The organism is Acinetobacter sp. GN11 (genome assembly GCF_054823985.1).
This window is the reverse complement of record NZ_JRVL01000150.1, coordinates 40104-60153: the sequence shown is the minus strand read 5'-3', so window position 1 is coordinate 60153 and position 20050 is coordinate 40104. Positions and strand designations below refer to the sequence as shown.

Annotated in this window: 21 protein-coding genes and 1 pseudogene; 14 read left to right on the top strand and 8 right to left on the bottom strand. The window is 39.9% G+C overall.

Going from position 1 to position 20050, the window contains the following annotated elements; all coding sequences use genetic code 11:
• The first annotated feature begins 65 nt into the window (after positions 1–65).
• Both NL42_RS13125 and NL42_RS13120 read left to right on the top strand, forming a co-directional pair.
• On the top strand, positions 66–2246 hold the full coding sequence (locus NL42_RS13125) for a PhoX family protein (RefSeq protein WP_461313064.1): 2181 nt from the start codon (positions 66–68) through the stop codon (positions 2244–2246).
• Between the two features lie 175 nt (positions 2247–2421).
• On the top strand, positions 2422–4614 hold the full coding sequence (locus NL42_RS13120) for a PhoX family protein (RefSeq protein WP_461313063.1): 2193 nt from the start codon (positions 2422–2424) through the stop codon (positions 4612–4614).
• 48 nt (positions 4615–4662) lie between these two features.
• On the opposite strand, the gene NL42_RS13115 is transcribed toward NL42_RS13120, so the two are convergent.
• Complete coding sequence (locus NL42_RS13115) at positions 4663–5442, bottom strand: NRDE family protein (protein ID WP_461313113.1); 780 nt, start codon at positions 5440–5442, stop codon at positions 4663–4665.
• Between the two features lie 93 nt (positions 5443–5535).
• Between NL42_RS13115 and lgt the strand changes: the two genes are divergently transcribed.
• The 8 genes and pseudogenes from lgt (at position 5536) to msrA (ending at position 11113) form a co-directional block, all read left to right on the top strand.
• Positions 5536–6354 carry a prolipoprotein diacylglyceryl transferase gene (lgt, locus tag NL42_RS13110; protein ID WP_461313062.1) on the top strand — a complete coding sequence of 273 codons (819 nt, stop codon included), beginning with the start codon at positions 5536–5538 and terminating at the stop codon, positions 6352–6354.
• A gap of 78 nt (positions 6355–6432) precedes the next feature.
• Positions 6433–6792, top strand: coding sequence for a hypothetical protein (locus NL42_RS13105; RefSeq protein WP_016139329.1), 360 nt, complete (start codon positions 6433–6435; stop codon positions 6790–6792).
• An 11-nt stretch (positions 6793–6803) separates the two neighbouring features.
• Positions 6804–7167 (top strand): annotated as a pseudogene (locus NL42_RS13100) (hypothetical protein); the annotation flags it as partial.
• A gap of 170 nt (positions 7168–7337) precedes the next feature.
• Positions 7338–8180 carry a thymidylate synthase gene (gene thyA / locus NL42_RS13095; protein ID WP_461313061.1) on the top strand — a complete coding sequence of 281 codons (843 nt, stop codon included), beginning with the start codon at positions 7338–7340 and terminating at the stop codon, positions 8178–8180.
• A gap of 44 nt (positions 8181–8224) precedes the next feature.
• Positions 8225–8734 carry a dihydrofolate reductase gene (locus NL42_RS13090; RefSeq protein ID WP_461313060.1) on the top strand — a complete coding sequence of 170 codons (510 nt, stop codon included), beginning with the start codon at positions 8225–8227 and terminating at the stop codon, positions 8732–8734.
• 14 nt (positions 8735–8748) lie between these two features.
• Positions 8749–9804, top strand: a complete 1056-nt coding sequence (locus NL42_RS13085; RefSeq protein WP_461313059.1) for an Lnb N-terminal periplasmic domain-containing protein — start codon at positions 8749–8751, stop codon at positions 9802–9804.
• A 148-nt stretch (positions 9805–9952) separates the two neighbouring features.
• Complete coding sequence (locus NL42_RS13080; protein WP_461313058.1) at positions 9953–10453, top strand: SRPBCC family protein; 501 nt, start codon at positions 9953–9955, stop codon at positions 10451–10453.
• A 135-nt stretch (positions 10454–10588) separates the two neighbouring features.
• Positions 10589–11113 carry a peptide-methionine (S)-S-oxide reductase MsrA gene (gene msrA / locus NL42_RS13075; protein ID WP_252610459.1) on the top strand — a complete coding sequence of 175 codons (525 nt, stop codon included), beginning with the start codon at positions 10589–10591 and terminating at the stop codon, positions 11111–11113.
• 56 nt (positions 11114–11169) lie between these two features.
• Here the strand turns inward: msrA and NL42_RS13070 are convergent, their stop codons facing one another.
• The 5 genes from NL42_RS13070 to NL42_RS13050 form a co-directional block, all read right to left on the bottom strand.
• Positions 11170–11574, bottom strand: coding sequence for an ExbD/TolR family protein (locus NL42_RS13070; protein ID WP_016139336.1), 405 nt, complete (start codon positions 11572–11574; stop codon positions 11170–11172).
• Complete coding sequence (locus tag NL42_RS13065) at positions 11574–12194, bottom strand: MotA/TolQ/ExbB proton channel family protein (protein WP_042894723.1); 621 nt, start codon at positions 12192–12194, stop codon at positions 11574–11576. Before NL42_RS13065 ends, NL42_RS13070 begins: the two co-directional genes overlap by 1 nt.
• 39 nt (positions 12195–12233) lie before the next feature.
• Positions 12234–13049: an energy transducer TonB family protein gene (locus tag NL42_RS13060; protein ID WP_461313057.1), complete on the bottom strand. Its 816-nt coding sequence runs from the start codon at positions 13047–13049 to the stop codon at positions 12234–12236.
• 380 nt (positions 13050–13429) lie between these two features.
• Positions 13430–14293 (bottom strand): formyltetrahydrofolate deformylase, encoded by an 864-nt coding sequence (purU, locus tag NL42_RS13055; protein WP_016139339.1) that lies wholly within the window; start codon positions 14291–14293, stop codon positions 13430–13432.
• Between the two features lie 75 nt (positions 14294–14368).
• Positions 14369–15061: a TetR/AcrR family transcriptional regulator gene (locus NL42_RS13050; protein ID WP_005302132.1), complete on the bottom strand. Its 693-nt coding sequence runs from the start codon at positions 15059–15061 to the stop codon at positions 14369–14371.
• A gap of 112 nt (positions 15062–15173) precedes the next feature.
• Between NL42_RS13050 and NL42_RS13045 the strand changes: the two genes are divergently transcribed.
• The 4 genes from NL42_RS13045 (at position 15174) to NL42_RS13030 (ending at position 19054) form a co-directional block, all read left to right on the top strand.
• Positions 15174–16622: a coniferyl aldehyde dehydrogenase gene (locus tag NL42_RS13045; RefSeq protein WP_461313056.1), complete on the top strand. Its 1449-nt coding sequence runs from the start codon at positions 15174–15176 to the stop codon at positions 16620–16622.
• Positions 16623–16789: 167 nt separating this feature from the next.
• A complete protein-coding gene (gene rpmB / locus NL42_RS13040) occupies positions 16790–17026 on the top strand; it encodes a 50S ribosomal protein L28 (RefSeq protein WP_000048256.1) in 237 nt (78 codons plus the stop codon).
• A gap of 12 nt (positions 17027–17038) precedes the next feature.
• Entirely contained in the window at positions 17039–17194 is a 156-nt protein-coding gene (rpmG, locus tag NL42_RS13035) for a 50S ribosomal protein L33 (RefSeq protein WP_003654787.1), read from the top strand.
• A 150-nt stretch (positions 17195–17344) separates the two neighbouring features.
• Positions 17345–19054 carry a cation:proton antiporter gene (locus NL42_RS13030; RefSeq protein ID WP_348949662.1) on the top strand — a complete coding sequence of 570 codons (1710 nt, stop codon included), beginning with the start codon at positions 17345–17347 and terminating at the stop codon, positions 19052–19054.
• 37 nt (positions 19055–19091) lie between these two features.
• Here NL42_RS13030 and NL42_RS13025 read toward each other — a convergent pair whose 3' ends face one another.
• Together NL42_RS13025 and NL42_RS13020 are read right to left on the bottom strand one after the other, a co-directional pair.
• Positions 19092–19370, bottom strand: coding sequence for a hypothetical protein (locus NL42_RS13025; protein WP_003654767.1), 279 nt, complete (start codon positions 19368–19370; stop codon positions 19092–19094).
• A 112-nt stretch (positions 19371–19482) separates the two neighbouring features.
• On the bottom strand, positions 19483–19986 hold the full coding sequence (locus tag NL42_RS13020) for a DUF6586 family protein (protein WP_003654765.1): 504 nt from the start codon (positions 19984–19986) through the stop codon (positions 19483–19485).
• Between the last annotated feature and the right edge of the window lie 64 nt (positions 19987–20050).

Sequence of the window (20050 nt, the reverse complement as noted above, 5' to 3'; positions counted from 1 at the left end):
AAAGTGTCATTTACAGTCCATAGAATCAACTCAACAAATATACTCACAAAAGTTACGGATTTATTATGACAACTGCTTCTAACCACCCAACACGTCGCGATATTTTAAAATGGTTTACGGGGATTCCTTTTCTTCCATTAGGTGCGATGGCTACGGCAGCAACGTTAGCAGGATGTAACGATAGTAATGATGATTCAGACGTTACGACTCCATCAAAACCAATTAACTTTAAAAATGCAACGTTCACATCAATGCCTGCGCCTTCTACTGTAGCAGAAATGGCAACAACAGCATGTGCATCAAAGCTTGCCATTTCATGGGAAGATGGCAGTAAAACTGAATATCAACTTGCTTACAAACCATTCTTTTTAACAGGTACAGAAGTTCCTGATGGTAAAGGCGGAAAGATTATCGCGGGTGGTTATGTTGACATCAATAATAAGCCGATTATTGATAAATCAGTTGCTGGTAAAGAGCGTCAATTCTTCTCTGACTGTCCAGATGGTAGTTCTCTGATTAGCTTCAAACAAGCAACTGGCAAAGATTTCACAGATGCAGAAAAAAAAGCATTGGGTGTAACTGGTAACCCAGTGTTCCATGTAGTTCAGTTTGAATATCTATCGAAAGACCAAAATGGTGGTGATACGTACGGTAAATTATCATCTCCGATTGCAGTACTTACTTTAGATCAAGACCCGAAAACTGGTCATTTGACTTTAATCAAATATCACAATGTAGACACTTCAAGTGCGCATGGTTTATGGATTACTTGTGGTGCAAGCTTGTCACCATGGGGAACTCATTTATCAAGTGAAGAATATGAGCCAGATGCCTTCAACCAAAAGTTAGGTCAATCACTTTCAACACTTAAAGCATTTAGTAAAAATGTGTATGGTGATGAAAATGCGGCTAACCCATATAACTACGGTCATTTACCAGAAATTACGGTAAATGCAGATGGTACGGGTCGTGTGACAAAGCACTACTGTTTAGGCCGTATTTCACATGAGCTTGTACAAGTTTTCCCAGATAATCGTACAGTTTTGATGGGTGACGACTATACCAATGGTGGTCTCTTCATGTTCGTTGCAGATAAAGAGAAAGACCTATCTGCCGGCACACTTTACGTTGCAAAATATACAACAGTACTTACAGATACAACGACGGGTCAGATCTCATGGATCAAGCTTGGTCATGCAACAAGTGTAGAGATTGAGAACCTAATCAAGAGCGGTATTAAAGGAACTGATATTTTCGAATCGGTTCTACAAATTGCCAAATATCCAAGTGATGCAACGACAGCAGAAAAAGATGCTATTGATGCAGGCGATAAAGGTACGCCTGAACAACAAGTTTTAGCAAAAGCTGCGAAAGATCGTTTAAAACTCCAACAAGCTGCTCAAAAAGCAGAATTAGAAGCACAAGGTTTCAAATTTACTTATTTGAGCAAAACTGGTGTTTATCTCAAGCTTAAAGATAACAGCGACAAAACTAAACTTGCAGCAGCTTTCCTTGAGACACACCGTTATGCTGCTTACGTTGGCGCTTCAATGGCATTGACTAAGAACGAGGGTACGACTGTAAATATTGCAGATAAACGAGCATATTCGGCTTTAGCTAACATTGTTGATTCAATGGTTGAAGGCGGTAGCGGTTACCTTGCTGAGCACAACGTTAAATTCCCGAAAATCACGGCTGGTGGTATTTTGGAGCATAAACTGACAGGCGGCCAAAAAGACAGCTTAAATGTAGCAATTAACAGTGAATGGGTACCTAGCCAATCTAGTCTTCTCATTAAAGGTAAAGACATTAGCTTTGACAGCCTAGGTAACACTGCTGACCCAGAACAGATCGCTAGCCCTGACAACTTGAAGTTCTCTGAAAAGCTACGTACGTTATTTATCGGTGAAGACTCTGGTAACCACTTAAATAACTTCTTATGGGCTTACAATGTCGACACTAAACAGCTCATCCGTATCTTGTCTACACCAGCAGGTGCAGAATCAACAGGTCTACACGCAGTCGATGAAGTAAACGGTTGGACTTACATCATGAGTAACTTCCAACATCCGGGTGATGAATGGAACCGTTTCTATAAAGAAACTAACGGTGTTCGTACTGGTATCAGTGCAGATTTACTTTCGCAAATTGATACAGCGATTAATACAAACTACAGCAATAAATTTGCAGCAGCGGTTGGCTATATCACTGCCGACCCAATTGCTCCATCTGTTGTGAAAAAATAATCTCTTTCACCAAAATAGAAGAAACCTGCCTTATGCAGGTTTCTTTTTTGACTAAACGATCAATTATTTCACAAACCTATCATCAAAACGTCAAAGCCTCGTCACACTACCCAACTAAGCTAATGAAGATTTTTAGAACAATCGCTTTATTTCTTTAATTACTTAGGAATTTCCCATGACAGAGCTGACGCCATATCATGAAGACCAAGAACTGGATAATAATACTTCTGACAATATCCACTTTCGTGACATTTTAGAACAACATGTAAGTCGCCGTAGTTTAATTACTAAAGCAGCAAGCGGTGCTGTAGCTTTAACTTTAGCCTCTACTTTAACAGGCTGTAATGATAGTAATGATGACTCAGGTTCTAACAACGGTGGAATCCCACCTGTAGATCCAAATAAAAAACCAGAGAAATTAACTTTTACAGCAGTTGCAAAAAATCATAACGATATTGTGACTGTACCTGAAGGCTATGAAGCAAATGTCATTTACGCTTTAGGTGATTCAATCAATCCTGCTTTTGGCGACTGGGACGACAATAATATTCCATCTGGTCCAAGCTTCCAGTTTCGCTCGGGCGACTGCCATGACGGCATGCATTTCTTTGGTTTAAATACTTCAAAAAACAACTTTGATGAAAGTATTTCGGCTGAAGGTTTGTTGGTAATGAATCACGAATATATCAACCAGACCTTCCTTCACCCAAAAGGCCCAACAAAAGTTAATGGACGCCGCCCTGAAGATGAAGTCATTCGTGAAACCAATGCACACGGCGTATCTGTCGTTCACATCAAAAAAGATGCAGCAACTCAAAAAGTAGTAATTGATAAAAAATCAATTTTTAACCGCCGTATTACAGCGTCAACAGAGATGAATTTTGCAGGTGTTGCTGCTGGGTCTAGTTTGCTTGCAACTCGCTTCTCGCCTGCTGGTCGTCAAACTCGTGGTACTCATAATAACTGCGGTAACGGTTATACGCCTTGGGGCACATACTTAACTACCGAAGAAAACTTTATCGGTTACTTTGCTCGTAGTACGACTGATGACGCGTTACGCACTCCAGAAGAAATTATTGCACTGAAACGCTATGGTTTAAAGGCAGGATCCGGTTCACGTTACGGCTGGGAAACAGCAATTGGTCAAGTTGAATCACAAGACTTGTATGATCGCTGGAATGCCGATGTAAAAGCTGCACAACCGACACAAGACTACCGCAACGGACCAAATACGTTCGGCTGGATGGTTGAGATTGATCCTTTTGATAACCGTCTAAACCCAGTTAAAAGAACATCATTAGGTCGTTTTGCACATGAAGACAGTGCTTGTCGTGCCGTAGCCGGTCAACCATTAGCGTTTTATATGGGTGATGACTCTCGCGGTGAATACATCTATAAATTTGTCTCGACTGCTGTATGGGATGCTAAAGACGTAAACGGCGGTTATACAGCTGGCGACAAATATATGAACGCGGGTAAATTGTATGTTGCCAGATTTAATAACGATGGCTCAGGTCAATGGATTGAACTTGCCTATGGCAAAAATGGCTTAAATGAAAGCAACACTACTTACCCTTTCAAATCTCAGGCAGACGTTGTCACATTTGCACGTTTGGCTGGCGACTCAGTTGGTGCTACAAAAATGGACCGCCCAGAATGGTGTACGGTCAACCCAGTAAACGGCGAAGTCTATGTCACCCTAACCAACAACTCAAATCGTGGTAAAGATTACGCGACCGATGCAGCTAATCCACGTAACTACACAGACCTCTACAACGGCACTAAAGAGCAAAAAGGTAATGTGAACGGCCATATTATCCGTTTTAAAGAAACCGATGACAAAACCACTGCTGAAACCTTCAAATGGGATATCTACCTATTTGGCGCAGAAGCATCTATGGCTTCAAATATTAACTTATCGGGTCTGACAGACAATAATGATTTGTCATCTCCTGACGGAATGTGGTTTGACCCACGTGGCGTACTTTGGATTCAAACAGATGATGGCGCTTACACCGATGTCACCAACTGTATGATGCTTGCAGCACTACCGGGTCAAATTGGTGATGGCACTGCTGCCACTACGTCAAATGGCCAACAAACGCTAGTCGGTGCTAAAGTTACAGACTCAACATTACGTCGTTTCTTGGTTGGACCAAAGCAATGTGAAATTACAGGTATTGCCATGACATCTGATCACAAAGCTATTTTTATTAATGTTCAACACCCTGGCGAAGACTCGAAAAGTTACGAAACACCAGACAGTAACTGGCCAGCAACGCAAAAAGATCCAAGCAATAAAACAGCACGTCCACGTTCAGCAACTGTTGTGATTACCCGTAAAGATGGCGGTGTGATCGCAGGCTAATTCGTAGAAGAATAAAAATGCCGGTCAATTGATCGGCATTTTTAATTGCTATCGATTTAAAAGAATGTGCTGCTGAACAATTTGACCGCTGTGCTCACCTTGTTGGGTCTTTTCCAACCAAAGCCATTCATTATTGGTCATTCTTAGAAAATTCGAACAACGTGTGCCATACACAGGACTTTGAATAAAGGTTGATGACAATAACTCTTCCATCTCTGCTTGAATGCCAGTATTCGGTAATAAAGTAGTTGTGACCTTACGCTCATCTTCCAGAATATCCCAAGCCGCATGTTGCAAAGTTGGCTCTTCAGTCTGATGCTGAAGCATAGGCAAAAACTCTTGCGTAAAACGTGTTCGTAAATGTTTAGTTTTTTCCCAATGTTCAGACATTAAGCCATTCGAAACCACATACACACCGTTAGCCAATACTTGCGGTGCTTCACCACGGTTACTCATATAAACCGCTTGATCAGCATTTCCCATAAACAGGTTAAAGCCAGCAAAATTCTGTTGTTGCTGTTCTAATTGTTGAGCAAATCGAATCGGCAATAAATCAGATTCTAAAAAAGCCTGAACCAAATGCCCCCGAGAAGTCTCATAAGACTTTTGATCCCGCCCATCACGGAAGTTAGTCAAAACAGCCCATCGACCTTGAGGCGTAACGCCCATCCACGTGCCACCCGACTGCAAATCTTGTCCCGCAACAATGGGCGTATGTTCCCACTGATGCAACAAAGCTGTTGGACGATGATAAAACTCATCCCGATTTGACATAAGACACAAGGGCATATCATCCAGAACATGCCATGCTAAAGCCACAATACACATTAATTCTTGTTCCCTATCTTTACACATTGAATGTACAACATTTTTCACATCATTCCGCTACAATCTGTCAAAACGTAAGATCAAGGAGCAGCAATGCTGACCTATCCTAATATCGATCCGGTCGCAATACACTTAGGACCTCTTCAAGTCCATTGGTATGGACTCATGTACTTATTGGCATTTTTATGTGCTTGGGGGCTTGCTTCCTACCGTGCCAAACAACGTGATGGCTGGACATCAGATATGGTTTCCGACCTAGTGTTCTATGGTGCTCTAGGTGTTGTTCTGGGCGGTCGAGTCGGCTATGTCCTTTTCTATGAGTTTGATAAATTCCTCGAAAATCCAATCTGGCTATTTCAAGTCTGGACAGGCGGTATGAGCTTCCATGGCGGCTTCTTAGGCGTCATGATTGCAATGTTATTTTGGTGTAGAAAATACCAAAAAACATGGTTCCAAACCCTCGACTTTATTGCCCCTTGTGTACCGACTGGCTTAATGTTCGGACGTATTGGTAACTTTATTGGTGGAGAGTTATATGGCCGTGCGGTAACAGATCCAAATTATGCATTTGGTATGATCTTCCCAACGGACCCATTACACCTAGTTCGCCATCCATCACAAATCTATCAAGCGCTTTGTGAAGGTTTAATTCTATTCATTATCTTGTGGTGGTTTAGTTCAAAACCGCGTCCACGTATGGCCGTTTCTGCCCTATTCCTAATGGGATATGGTGTTGCCCGCTTTGTTATGGAATTCTTCCGTCAGCCTGATGCCGACCAAGGTTTCATTCTATTTGGCTGGATGACAAAAGGACAGATTCTAACAATTCCAATGTTGCTGATTGGCCTTTGGATGATGTGGTATGCCTATCAAAAGAAAATTTATGACTGGGGTCCACAAAAGAATAGTTAACATCTAAATCAGAGGAGTTTCGGCTCCTCTTTTCTTTTTTATGCTACAGTTTTTATTCTCCCAAGATGAAGATATACCATGCTGGAATTCTGGTTTAACACGCAAGTCCCGACATTTAAAAAACTAGTAATTTTGATTATTACACTGCTTATTTGTATTGCGCTCTATCAATACCAACCGCTGCCTTTAGATACGATTCTGATGTTTACTGGAACTGGGGTAATTTTTTTAATCTGCCGTTACTTTAAATTGCACTTTGCTCAAAAAAATCCGACTGGGTTATTTTACCGCCTGTTGACTTGGATACCTATCGCACTGTTATTTGCCCTTATTTTTGTTAAAACAATGCCTAACTTACTCATCTGGGGCGTTCAGGGAATTGCTTTTATGGCACTTGCCGCTTTTATTTTTTCACCTCAATCACTTTTTAAGAAATAGGTTTAGTTTTCATGTTGGCTTATTGGTACAACGCTCCGCGCAATATCAAACTCATCTTTATTGTGGCGGTTTGTATGGCAGTTTATGTCGCTAATCAAGTTCAGCCGCTATCTCCTATTTATACTGTACTCAGCCTTATTTTCGGTTTTGGTTTACATGCTGGACATTACTTAAATAGCAAAACTTCCAATAACGAATCGTATAAATCGAGCTTTAGACTTTTAAGCAGCATTTACCCTATTTTTATCGTTGTTATTTTGATGTATCTACTACCTGCTCAGCATAAATGGATTCTTGTGACGCAAGCTTTAGGCTTTGTACTGGTTGGCTTTTTTCTTGTTTCGATTCATCAAAATCGTGCCAAACGATTTGAATAATTACGTCTATTGAAATGTCATAGAACTATTTTTAGATTTTCATCTTGAGCTACAACAGGTATCATCTTCAATGGTTCATGATGAAGCAGCTCTATATTGCGTTATTATTTATCGTTGAGCTATCTCCCCCTTTTATTTTATGGAAATTAATCCGAACTCGAGAGTGTTATGCGTGCATATTTAGACCTTCTACAACATATCCTTGATAATGGCGGTGACAAAGGCGACCGTACAGGCACAGGAACCCGTTCTGTATTTGGTCATCAAATGCGTTTTGATCTCTCTAAAGGTTTTCCTTTACTCACCACAAAAAAAGTTCACTTCCGTTCTATTGTGATTGAGTTACTTTGGTTTTTAAAAGGCGACACCAACGTCCAATATCTAAAAGACAATAAAGTTTCAATTTGGGATGAATGGGCAACAGCAGATCAAACTGCTCGTTTTGGCCGCCCAGAGCATGAGCTTGGCCCTGTCTATGGTCATCAATGGCGTAATTTTGGCGCAACCAAAAATGCGGATGGCACTTATAACCAAGATGGTTTTGACCAAATTAAATGGTTAATTAATGAAATTAAAACCAACCCAAACTCACGTCGTTTAATTATTTCTGGTTGGAACCCGAACGAAGCTGGACAAGTAGCCTTACCACCTTGCCACACGCTTTTTCAATTTTTCGTACAAGATAACAAATTGTCATGCCAACTTTATCAACGTAGTGCAGACGTGTTTTTAGGCGTGCCTTTTAACATTGCGAGCTATGCTCTACTTACCCATATGATTGCTCAAGTGTGCGGTTTAGGAGTCGGTGATTTTGTATGGACTGGTGGTGATACGCATCTTTATATCAACCATTTTGAGCAAGCACAACTTCAATTGACACGTGAACCTTTACCGCTCTGCCAATTGAAACTAAATCCAGAAGTAAAAGACTTATTTGATTTCAAATTTGAAGATGTTGAAATTGTAGGTTATGAGTCGCATCCTGCAATTAAAGCACCAGTTGCAGTATAACAACGACTCAAATTTCATTAGGTTACGGTTTAGAGAATAAGATTATGGCATGGCAAAATGTAGAAGTTGTTCACGTTGTGGCAATGGATAAAAACCACTGTATTGGTAAAGGCAATGCGTTGCCATGGCATATTTCTGCCGACTTAAAACATTTTAAAGAAATCACACAAGGCGGTGTGGTTGTGATGGGTCGTAAAACTCTTGAGTCTATGGGCCGTGCGCTGCCAAACCGTGTGAACTGGATCATTACCCGTGATATTAACTGGCACTTTGACGGTGTTAAAATTGCCTATTCAATTGAAGATGCTTTAAATGCAGCTTTAGAAGATGTAAAAAATACTGAAAAGCAGGCATTGTTCATCATTGGTGGCGGTGAGATATTCAAGCAAACTTTGTCAATTGCAGACCGTCTTGAACTTACTCATGTTGACTTAGATGTGCAAGGTGATGCACATTATCCAACAATACCGAGTGAATTTCATAAAACTGCAAGTGAACAGCAAGTTGATGAAAAATCAGGAACTTCATTCGAGTTTGCCACTTATAAAAAATAATTCAATGGATGCCTATGCACAATATCGGAACACGTGAATTTATTATTGCTCTACTTTTTGGACTGTTACATAGTCTATTCACGCTGTTTATTGTGTTCTCTAGTATTTGGGTATGCGTAGCACTCTGGGTTCAACAGCCTTTTGGCTGGTTAGGCAGCCGCATACTCATTGGCATCTGGATTGCTTTTGCGCTGAGTATGGCGGGCCTATATGTTGAAGGCCATCTTGTTAGCAGACGTACAGACATCCTGATTTACCTTTTAGCATTTACTTGCTCTCTCGTTTGGTATTTTTCAATTACTGCACGTCAAGATCGTGACTGGAACCCTGAAGTTGCCAATATGCTGAGCTATGAAAAGCACGGCGATGTAATCACTTTACATAATGTCCGTAACTTCAACTGGCACCCTGATGGAACTTATGATGTTCGCTGGGAAACTCGAACTTTTGACCTTAACCAGTTGAATGGCATAAACATCATTGCCTCTTACTGGATGGGACCACAAATTGCCCATACACTGGTCAGCTTCGAATTTGCACACCAACAACCTTTAGTCTTCTCAATCGAGATTCGCAAAGAAAAAACTGAAGAGTTTTCGGCAATCGGCGGTTTTTTTAGAAAATATGAACTGAGCTTAATTGCGTCTGATGAAAAAGATATTGTCTATACGCGTAGTAACGTCCGCAAAGAGCAAGTTTATAATTTTCCTATCAACATGCCACGGTCCGAGCAAAAAGCTTTATTTTTAGAATATCTTAAAAAATCAGATGAATTGCGTACAAAACCAGAGTGGTACAATACACTCACGAGTAACTGTACGACTCTAATTTTTGATATGGTTCAAGCGATTAACCCATATCAACTTCCTAAAGATTATCGTCTAATTGCTTCAGGTTACTTACCTAATTATTTATATGATCTTAAAGCACTTAATCAAAATGTCAGTTTAAAACAGTGGTATCAAATTGCGCATATCAACCCACGCACTGAAAATTTTGAACAGCTTTCAGATCAGAGTAGTGAACACTTCTCTCAAATCGTTCGACAAGGTTTACCTAAAGCTGACTAGAGTGTGTTTGATATTTTATAGACTCATTTCGCCAACTATCAGAAGAACGCTTTGATAGCCTTGAAAACTATCTGCAAGAATTACAAAGTGATTCTATAACTTCTTCAAATTTAAAATCCCCCAATTTTTTAATTAAAGGAAAATAATCATGACAGAAACGATTGCACCATTTAGTATTTCTAGAGTATTCAATGCACCTCGGGATCTTGTATTCAGGGTACATACTGATATTAATCACTTACAAAATTGGATGAGTCCGAAAGGTTTTAAAATCATCCACACTTCAATGGATTTTAGAGTTGGAGGCACTTATCACTATGGGTTAGAAGGGCCCGATGGAACGCAAATGTGGGGGAAGCAAGTGTTTCGTGAGATTGTACCCAATGAGCAATTAACGTTTATTCAATCTTTCTCAGATAAAGACGGTAACAACACACGACATCCCATGTCACCAACATGGCCATTAGAAATGTTAGCCACCACAACTTTTGAAGATATTGATAATATAAAAACAAAAGTCACAATTACTTGGCAACCATGGAACTCTGACGATGTTGGGAACTCAACTTTTGATTCTGCTCGCAATGGAATGGTACAAGGATTTAATGGAACATTCTCCAACTTAGAAGCTTATCTAAAAAGCCTTTAAATATAGAAGATCTGTTAGTGGCTATCGAAAACTGAATAAGTTATTCTCTTTTCCTTTACTTTTTTATACATGCTTTACTTTGTATTTTAAATACATAAACCCTATTGTAATAGGCAGGAAATAGAGGGAAAAACAATGCAACAGGCATTATTTGGCGGCGGCTGTTTTTGGTGCGTCGAAGCTGTATTTTTACAAATACGCGGTGTAGAAAAAGTAACTAGTGGTTATGCAGGTGGGCACACGACTAATCCTACCTACGAGCAAGTATGCCAAGGAGATACCCAGCACGCTGAGGTGATCTTAGTAGATTTTGATGAAGAACAAGTAACATACTCCCAGTTACTCGATGTATTCTTCGCGACTCATGATCCAACGACTTTAAATCGCCAAGGTAATGATATGGGCACGCAATACCGCTCTGTTATTTACTATTATAATGAAGAGCAAAAGCAGGCAGCTGAACATACAATTCAAACGCTAAAAGATGATGATCTTGATATTGTGACTGAACTGTCCCCTGTTCCGACGTTCTATCCAGCCGAAGAATATCATCAGAATTACTATGCAAAGAATCCTTCACAAGGTTATTGCAACTTTGCGATTCCACCTAAGTTGCTCAAGCTATATAGTAAATTCCAGCATCTTATGAAAGATCAATAAATTACAGCAATAAAAAGCAACCGAATCGGTTGCTTTTTTATTAGGTCAACTAAATTTTAGTTTTCACTGACAAAGGCAATATCGCTCAGTCCGGCTTCACTGGCGCGAGACATTACCTGTGCAACAGTATCGTACTTCGACTCTTTATCTGCACGAAGCTGAACTGTTGGTTTAACAGCGCCCTGACCTGCTTCTTGAAAACGTTTTTGAAGCTCATCAAGGCTAATTACTTGAGTATCCCAAGCCACTTCACCATTTGCATTAATACTAATCGTAATTGCTTTTGGTGGTGGGTCAATAATTTCAGCAGTTGTTTTAGGAAGCGTTAATGGAATCGATGGGTTGGCAACTGTTGCTGTGACCAAAAAGATGATCATTAACACCAACATAACATCGATTAGCGGAATGAGGTTCATCTCATTTATGCCACTATCGTGGTCTTCACCCAATTGAAAAGCCATTAAGCTTGACCTCCAACATAACTTTGCTGTGCAGTTTTAACATCAGACTTTACAGTTGAGTCTTGCTGCAACATCGTGTCAATTAACAGGCTGTGCGCTTGATCTTGTAAATCATGAGCAAGACCACGGTTAGCACGTACACAAATGTTATAAGCCAATACCGCAGGAATCGCAACTGCAAGACCAAGACCTGTCATAATAAGCGCTTCACCTACTGGTGTAGCCACTTGAGCCAAACCTGCTTGTCCACTTTTACCTACTGCAACAAGTGCATGGAAAATCCCCCATACCGTACCAAACAAACCAACGAATGGTGCAATTGAAGCAATTGTTCCTAAAACAGAAATACCTTTTTCAGCATTGACTTTTTCAGCAGAAATTTGACGAAGTAGAGCCTGTTCTGCAACTGCTTTACGCTGTTCAAAAGTCAAAGGTTGTAACTTTGCTTTTAGCGAAGTAATAGCCTGAGAAAGTTGAGCATAAGCTTGTTGCTTTAATTGGCGAGTCCCCATCAAACGTAAGATGAAAACTGTCCAAGTAGCAATCGACATTGCCAATAAGATGAAATACAGGGTTTTACTCACTGCATCTGCATGTTGCCAATAGATTGAAAAGTTCATATGAACTCCTACGTAATAAAGTTTAATCTGCTAATACAATTATTTTTTAACAACACTTGCATCAAATTGTTGTTTGATCACAAAAGGAGTCACAACACCATTAGGTTTATACGAATTAAACCTAGCACTATAAGTTTGCTTAACAACATAGGCATCAAATTTCTCATTACCAGTCGATTTAGTAACCTTTACACCCGTCACCTTACCCGTACCATCAGATGAAATTTCGACTTCTATGACTTTTACTCCATCTTCAGGCTTAAAGTAATAAGAAACTTTTTCCGCAGAGATTCTTGGAGATTTGCTCCAAGATACATCACCTGCGGCCACTCTTTGAGGTTTACTGCGATTTTCTTGATCACGAGCTTGTTGATCTCTTGCAGCTTGTTCACGAGCTTGTTGATCTTTTAAAGCCTGTTCGCGAGCTTGTTGCTCTTTTAACGCTTGTTCCCGCTGGAGCTGCTCTAATCTCTGCTTTTCCAACTCTTGCTGTTTCTTTAATTTCTGTTGAGTATCATCTTGTTGAATAACCTTAGGCTCTACCTTCTGTACTTTCTGAGCAATAACTTTTGGCTTTTCAACAGGTTTAGGCTCTACCTTCTTCTCTACAGGTTTAGGCTCTACCTTGGGCTTGATCGGCTCTACTTTTGAAGGAGGAGGTGAGGGCACATCTTCTTTGATTGTTAAAAAACGTACCTGTAAAGGTTTTTTATCGATTGGCTTTAATTCAGCAGGCTTAATATGGCTAACTGCCCATAAGACCCCGATATGACCAATTGCAACTGCAATTAGTGCTGTGATGACTTTCTTTTTCATCGGATTGGGAGCGTTTAAGGCTGCGGAAGATTGACTCATAAGAATCTAATTACCTAATGGATGATGATTTCAGATTTCTATTTATAGAAACGATTTCAAACATCGGATAGAACAATAAAGTGCCACAATAATAAATGAGAAGTGTTTTCATTTGCAACTATTTTTTGAGAAAAACATTTACTCTGTGTCATAGCTTTGTGCCTGCTCAGTGTCTTTACTTTAGTTTTCTCATAGTTACATCAATAGATATCCCGTGTTCACAATTTGTTTAGCCAAACTTAAATTGTTGTGCTATTTACATCATGAACAGATCTAATTCTATGATAAACCCATTTATTATTGATATGTTATATTGTTTCAAATTAATTTTAAATATAAAAAAACACGCGAGATGCGTGCTTTTTTAGAATAAGCGTTATTTAAAAAACAACGGTCTTATTACCATCAACAATAATACGATCTTCTAAATGCCATTTCACTGCACGAGCCAATACATTACGCTCTACATCTTCACCTAGCTCACGTAATTGCTCAACATTATAGTTATGGCTCACACGCTCAACGTCTTGCTCAATAATTGGACCTTGGTCAAGGTCAGCTGTCACATAGTGAGCTGTCGCACCAATCAACTTCACACCTTTTTCATAAGCTTGCTTATATGGATTGGCACCCACGAAAGCTGGCAAGAAAGAATGGTGAATATTGATGATTTTCATTTCCCATTTCGCAACAAAATCTTCACTTAAAATCTGCATGTAACGTGCAAGAACTAATAAATCATTACCTTGCATCATTTCATCAATTTGCGCATAAGCTTCAGCTTTATTGTCTTTGGTAACTTTAATTACAGAAAATGGAATACCGAAGTTTTCGACAGATTCACGTAAATCTTCATGATTTGAAATGACATGAGTAATTTCACAAGGTAACGAACCGCGTGCATGGCGCCATAACAACTCAAGCAATGCATGGTCAACTTTAGAAACTAAAATACCAACTTTTTTAACATCACCTACGAAAGCAAGACGCCATTGCATGCTATAACGCTCTGCAACGTTCGCAGCAAAAGTTTGAATTAATGCATCTTTACGCGACTGTAAATGATCAAGTTCAAATTCAACACGCATGAAATAACGTCCGCCCTGAGCTTCCGTCGCATACTGATCAAGCGCGGTAATGTTTGCACCTTGATGATACAAAAAGCTCGATACCGCTTGTACGATCCCTGGCTTGTCTTCACAAGTAATCAGTAAACGGGCTGTATTGGCAGTGGTCATATTCATTTGGTTAATATCACTTAATTGAGATAAATTTTTTAATAGGCCGAGTATTCTAGCGCCCTAAATAAACAAGCACAACTATTCGTCTTTTAAGGACGATAAGCTAGCAAATAGATCTGAAGGGCCAAGAGATTCAAGCAACTGCTCATAAGTTGCTCGGCTTTCACCCATAAGATAAGGACCTTCAAGGAAAACCATTTGGCGTAATGCTTGCCAAACCCATTTTTCTTCTAAATGGTTATTGTCACTAATATGACCAGACATATACAAAAAGTTTGTCCAGTTTGTTAATACAATCCACAAGTTAATAATGAGGGCTTCAATTTCCGAAGCCGTCATTTTCATAAGACCTGCATCTACAAAGGCTTGATAAATCTTTTGCCCCTGCTGCATGACCTGTCCCGCAAAACGCGGATAAATCTTTTTAAAGTCTTCGTTACTTTCAACTAAATGATAAACATCACGATGAATAAAACGGTAGCTCCATAACTGGCCACTGAGCACTTGAAAATAGTTAATTTTATCATTGGTCGTTAATGGTCTATCGTCAGGTAAAGAAAGCACTTCCAAAGTCTCGGCCTGATATTGATACATTAATTCCTTAATGATTTCATGCTTGTTCCGAAAATGATAATACAAGTTTCCAGGACTGATACCTAACTCCGCAGCAATATGATTGGTTGTAACCGACCGTTCACCTCGTTCGTTAAAAAGCTGTAAACTGATTTGTAAAATCCGGTCTTTTGTCTTCAGAGCTTTAGGTTGAGACATTTTAATAACCTTTAATAATTCAAATGGTTAAGACTTGAACACATAAACTGACTTGACTATTTAGAGTATTTACTCTAAAAAATAAACATATCAATGTATTTGGTAAGTACCGATGAACAGTCAAACAAAAACAAATCCAGAGACTCAGCTTCCTTATGATGTTAAGCATTTACATGATTTGCTTGAACAACAAAAGCGTGCTTATTTACGTCATCCGGTACCCACTGCTAAAGAGCGTATTGATCGTTTAGCTCGTCTTAAAAGAGTCTTGGTAAAATATCAAGATCAGATTGCCGACGCAATTAACCTTGATTATGGCAATCGTGCAGTTATGGAAACAAAAATTGGTGAGTTACTCACCAGTTTGGAACAAATCAAATATTACAGCAAACATCTAACAGCGTGGATGAAACCTTCAAAACGCCATATCAGTGTATTACATCAACCAGCAAAAGGTTGGGTACAATATCAACCTATGGGTGTAATTGGTATTATTACACCGTGGAATTACCCATTACTTCTTTCAGTTGGGCCATTAATCTGTGCACTGGCAGCAGGCAACCATGCCATGATCAAAATTTCGAGTGCCTCTCCTAACTTTGGGCGAGTCCTTGAAAGTGCATTAGCAGAAGCTTTCCCACAAGAATTAGTTGCTGTGGTGAATGGTGGTGGCGTTATTTCAGATGCTTTTAGTCATTTGCCTTTTGACAAAATGATTTTCACAGGCTCAACTTCTGTTGGTAAAACAGTGATGGCAGCCGCAGCTCAAAATCTGGTTCCTGTTATTCTTGAATTAGGCGGGAAATCCCCTGCGCTTGTGCATGCATCTATGGATATGAAAGATGTGGCTCAACGTATTGCTGTAGGTAAATTATGGAATGCGGGTCAAACTTGTGTTGCACCTGACCATATTTTCTTACCACGCGGAAAAACTGCTGAATTCATCGAAAACTTTAAATTGATTGTGGCTGGCATGTACCCTCATTTCCGCAATAATCAAGATTACACGTCTATTATTAATGACAAGCAATACAACCGTATTCAAGGCTACCTTGAAAATGCCCGCGATCAAGGTGCTCGTATTGTTGAAATTAATCCACAAAATGAAATTTTAGATGATATCCGTAAAATTGCGCCGACTTTAGTTACAGGCGTAACGACTGCAATGGATATTATGCAAAATGAAATTTTTGGTCCTATCCTACCAATTTTAGAATATGACCAAATAGAAGAAGTCGTCGAATTCATTAATAGTCGCCCACGTCCTTTAGCGATGTATTATTTTGACTATGATCAGGCGCGTGCTGACTATATTGCACAACATACCCACTCAGGACATTTCGGAATCAACATGGTCATTACCCATGTGGCTCAGGATGATTTACCGTTTGGGGGAATTGGTGCATCAGGTATGGGTAAATATCACGGACCAGAGGGCTTTTTTAGCCTTTCTCATGAACGTTCGGTAATGTCCAATCCAAAACTTTATAGCCTTAAATACATTCTTCCACCCTTCAATAAGCCTATTCATCGTTTCATTTCGAAAACCTTGTTGCGCTAACTGATCAAGGCATGATCTGTTATACTAAATCATGCCTCGTTTTTACCAATTCCGCTTGTCTTTTAATCGTATTTTTGGTATAAAACGCCCCTTGAATGAATTCATCCGTTTACATTTAGTATGACTGGCCACAGATTTGCTGTTGGCTGAATCAATGGAGTTACACCATGTCTAAGGTTTGCCAAGTTACCGGCAAGCGTCCAGTCGTTGGTAACAACGTCTCACACGCCAACAACAAAACCAAGCGCCGGTTCGAGCCGAACCTGCACCACCACCGTTTCTGGTTAGAAAGCGAAAAACGTTTTGTACGTCTTCGTTTAACCACTAAAGGTATGCGTATTATTGACAAATTGGGTATCGAAAAGGTTGTTGCAGACCTTCGTGCTCAAGGTCAAAAGATCTAAGGAGTCTGAACAATGCGTGATAAGATTCGTCTCGTTTCTACAGCTGGTACAGGTTATTTCTATACCACGACTAAAAACAAACGTACTATGCCGGAAAAAATGGAAATCAAAAAATTTGATCCAAAAATCCGTCAACACGTGATTTTCAAAGAAGCTAAAATCAAATAATTTTAGCCTCGAAAAAAACGACTTCACAATGAGGTCGTTTTTTTTTGCATTTTTTTTATACCTGGCTTTTTTTTGTTAAACTTTCCACATATTTCGCCTTGGCATTTTTTATGCTTGTCTTTAGCCTAACTCACGTAAAAGGAGTTTTTAGTGCCGCATGACGTAGATTTAATTGTTTTACTTGCTGTTGGTTTCGGTGTTGCCCTCTTCTTTGGTTATCTTGCAGCCCGATTACGACTTCCCCCTCTTATCGGCTATTTAATTGCCGGAATTATTATTAGCCCAAATACACCTGGCATAGAAGCAGATATGCATCTTGCTAACCAGCTTGCAGAACTCGGGGTCATGTTCCTGATGTTTGGTGTAGGGATGCACTTTTCATTAAATGACTTGCTGCTGGTTCGACGTATTGCTGTGCCAGGCGCGATTTTACAAATTGCGGTCGCCACTCTATTAGGAGTTGGCGTATCCATGCTATGGGGATGGAGCTTTGGTTCTGCACTCGTTTTTGGTTTAAGTTTGTCATGTGCGAGTACCGTTGTATTATTAAAAGCTCTAGGAGATCGGGGTCTTTTAGATTCAGTCAACGGTAAAATTGCTGTGGGCTGGCTGTTAGTCGAAGATTTGGTGATGGTACTTGTTTTAGTACTCCTTCCAGCTACAGCAGTTTTACTGGGCGGGAAAGCACCAGAAGGTGCAGATGGTAATATCTGGTTAACCCTTGGGCTCACTTTATTAAAAGTAGTTGGCTTTATTGCCTTTATGCTGATTGTAGGTAAACGCGTTGTTCCTATTATCATGCAGTTTGTTGCTCGTTTAGGTTCAAGAGAGTTATTTACTCTGACCGTTGTTGCAGCCGCTGTTTCAATTGCCTACGGATCTTATGCCATTTTTGGGGTTTCAATGGCATTAGGGGCTTTCTTTGCGGGGATGGTTGTTAAAGAATCAGACTTTAGCCACCGTGCAGAAGAAGAAACGCTTCCATTACGCGAAATTTTCTCAATTCTGTTTTTCGTTTCTGTGGGCATGCTTTTTGACCCACATATTCTTGTTGAACGTCCGCTCCATATTTTGGCCGTTATCGCCATTATTATGGTAGGTAAAACACTTGCTGCAATGGCTTTGGTTTTATTCTTTCGCTATCCACTTAATACAGCGCTTACAGTTGGCGCGAGTTTGGCCCAAATTGGTGAGTTCTCATTTATTTTAGCAACTCTCGGTGTCTCATTAGGTTTATTAACTTTAGAAGCACAAAACCTGATTCTAGCTGGTGCTTTATTTTCAATTACGCTGAACTCTTTTATATTCTCTGCAATTGAACCAGTACAACGCTGGATTCGTGAGCGCTCTCACTTAGCTCGTCTTCTTGAACGTAGTGGTGACCCATTAGCAATGTTACCTGATGAAGTCGATCAGGCTTACTTACGCGATCAAGTCGTCATTGTAGGATATGGCGGTGTGGGACGACGTATCACTGAAAATTTAATTAACGAGAATATTAAGGTCGTTATTGCAGAAGAAAATCGTGAAATCGTAGAAAAACTGCGTAACTCGAATATTGCAGCAGTCAGTGGTGTTGCGACTGAGCCAAGTGTTTTAATTCAAGCACATATCATGCATGCACGGCTCTTGGTGATTTCACCTATGGATATTCTAGATATTCACCGTATTGTGGCGATTGCTAAGCAATTAAACCCTCAAATTCAGGTGTTAATTTGCGCAGAAAGTAAAGAAGAAGCGGCTATCATTCGAGATGAGAATATTGGGGAAGTATTCTATGCTAAAGAGGAAATGGCAAAGAATATGAGCCATCATATAGTAAATCAGATCGAGCTTGCCCATCAGTCAACTATTCATTAACTGATATAAAAAAGCGTACTCAAGAGTACGCTTTTTATTAGCTCAAGAATTTAGGCTGTTCGTCTACTACCTCAGCCTGCCACTCATTTACCTGCTTCTCAAGCAGTCCAAACAATGCAGCCTGAATCATATGTTGGGCAACCACAGGTGTTTGTTCACCTAAAATTGCTTTTACTTCATCGCTAAATTGAATTTTGACCAAGGGTTCATTCTCAGAACCGGCATTACGCAAGGCAAGTTCACCACCTTCGAGTTGGACTAATTCCAACACTGCTTCTTGATTTCCAAATAACTCTTTCAATTGCTGTATAGACATATACTTCCTCCATGTTTCAACATGGTGGCAAAGCACCCTTGCACTTTGCATCTCTTGTCTTATTTATATAGGCACATCCACACCAAATTTCAAGCACTAGGGCAGTTTAATTTTAGAACTCGACCATTTCATTACGAAAACCATCAATTAAATGGGTTAATTCTCGATGCCATTCACGCAAAATTTTGACATCAGGCAACCAAGATTGAGGACCTTGAGTTACTTTGATAATCAGGTTAGACGATGTCTCTTCTTCAGGGGTCGGCTCTTTTGGTTCCGGCGCATATTGGCACATACGATAAGCTCGCTTTAACTCTGCAACGAAACCATCTTTTGCCAATTGCTGCAAAACAGAGACTTCAGGAGAAACCTGCCCTTTTGCCGCCATATGTTCCTCAATAGATTTTAAGGTAGGTTGTAAATCATTTAAACGATAATAACGTACCAATTCTTGCAAGAAAGCTAACATTGCACCATGTAGGTGGAATACAGCTGCTTCACGGTGAGCTTGTATCTGCTGCACATGATCGGTCTGTTCAGCCTGTTGACACGCTAAGCGCGCAAAATAGAGCTTCTGATTGGTACGATCGGCATGATAACGAGCAACACGTGACATAACTAAACTTTCCTGTTCTAAAATCGCTATTGCAACAGCTAATCTTTAGCTTAACGACTCCATT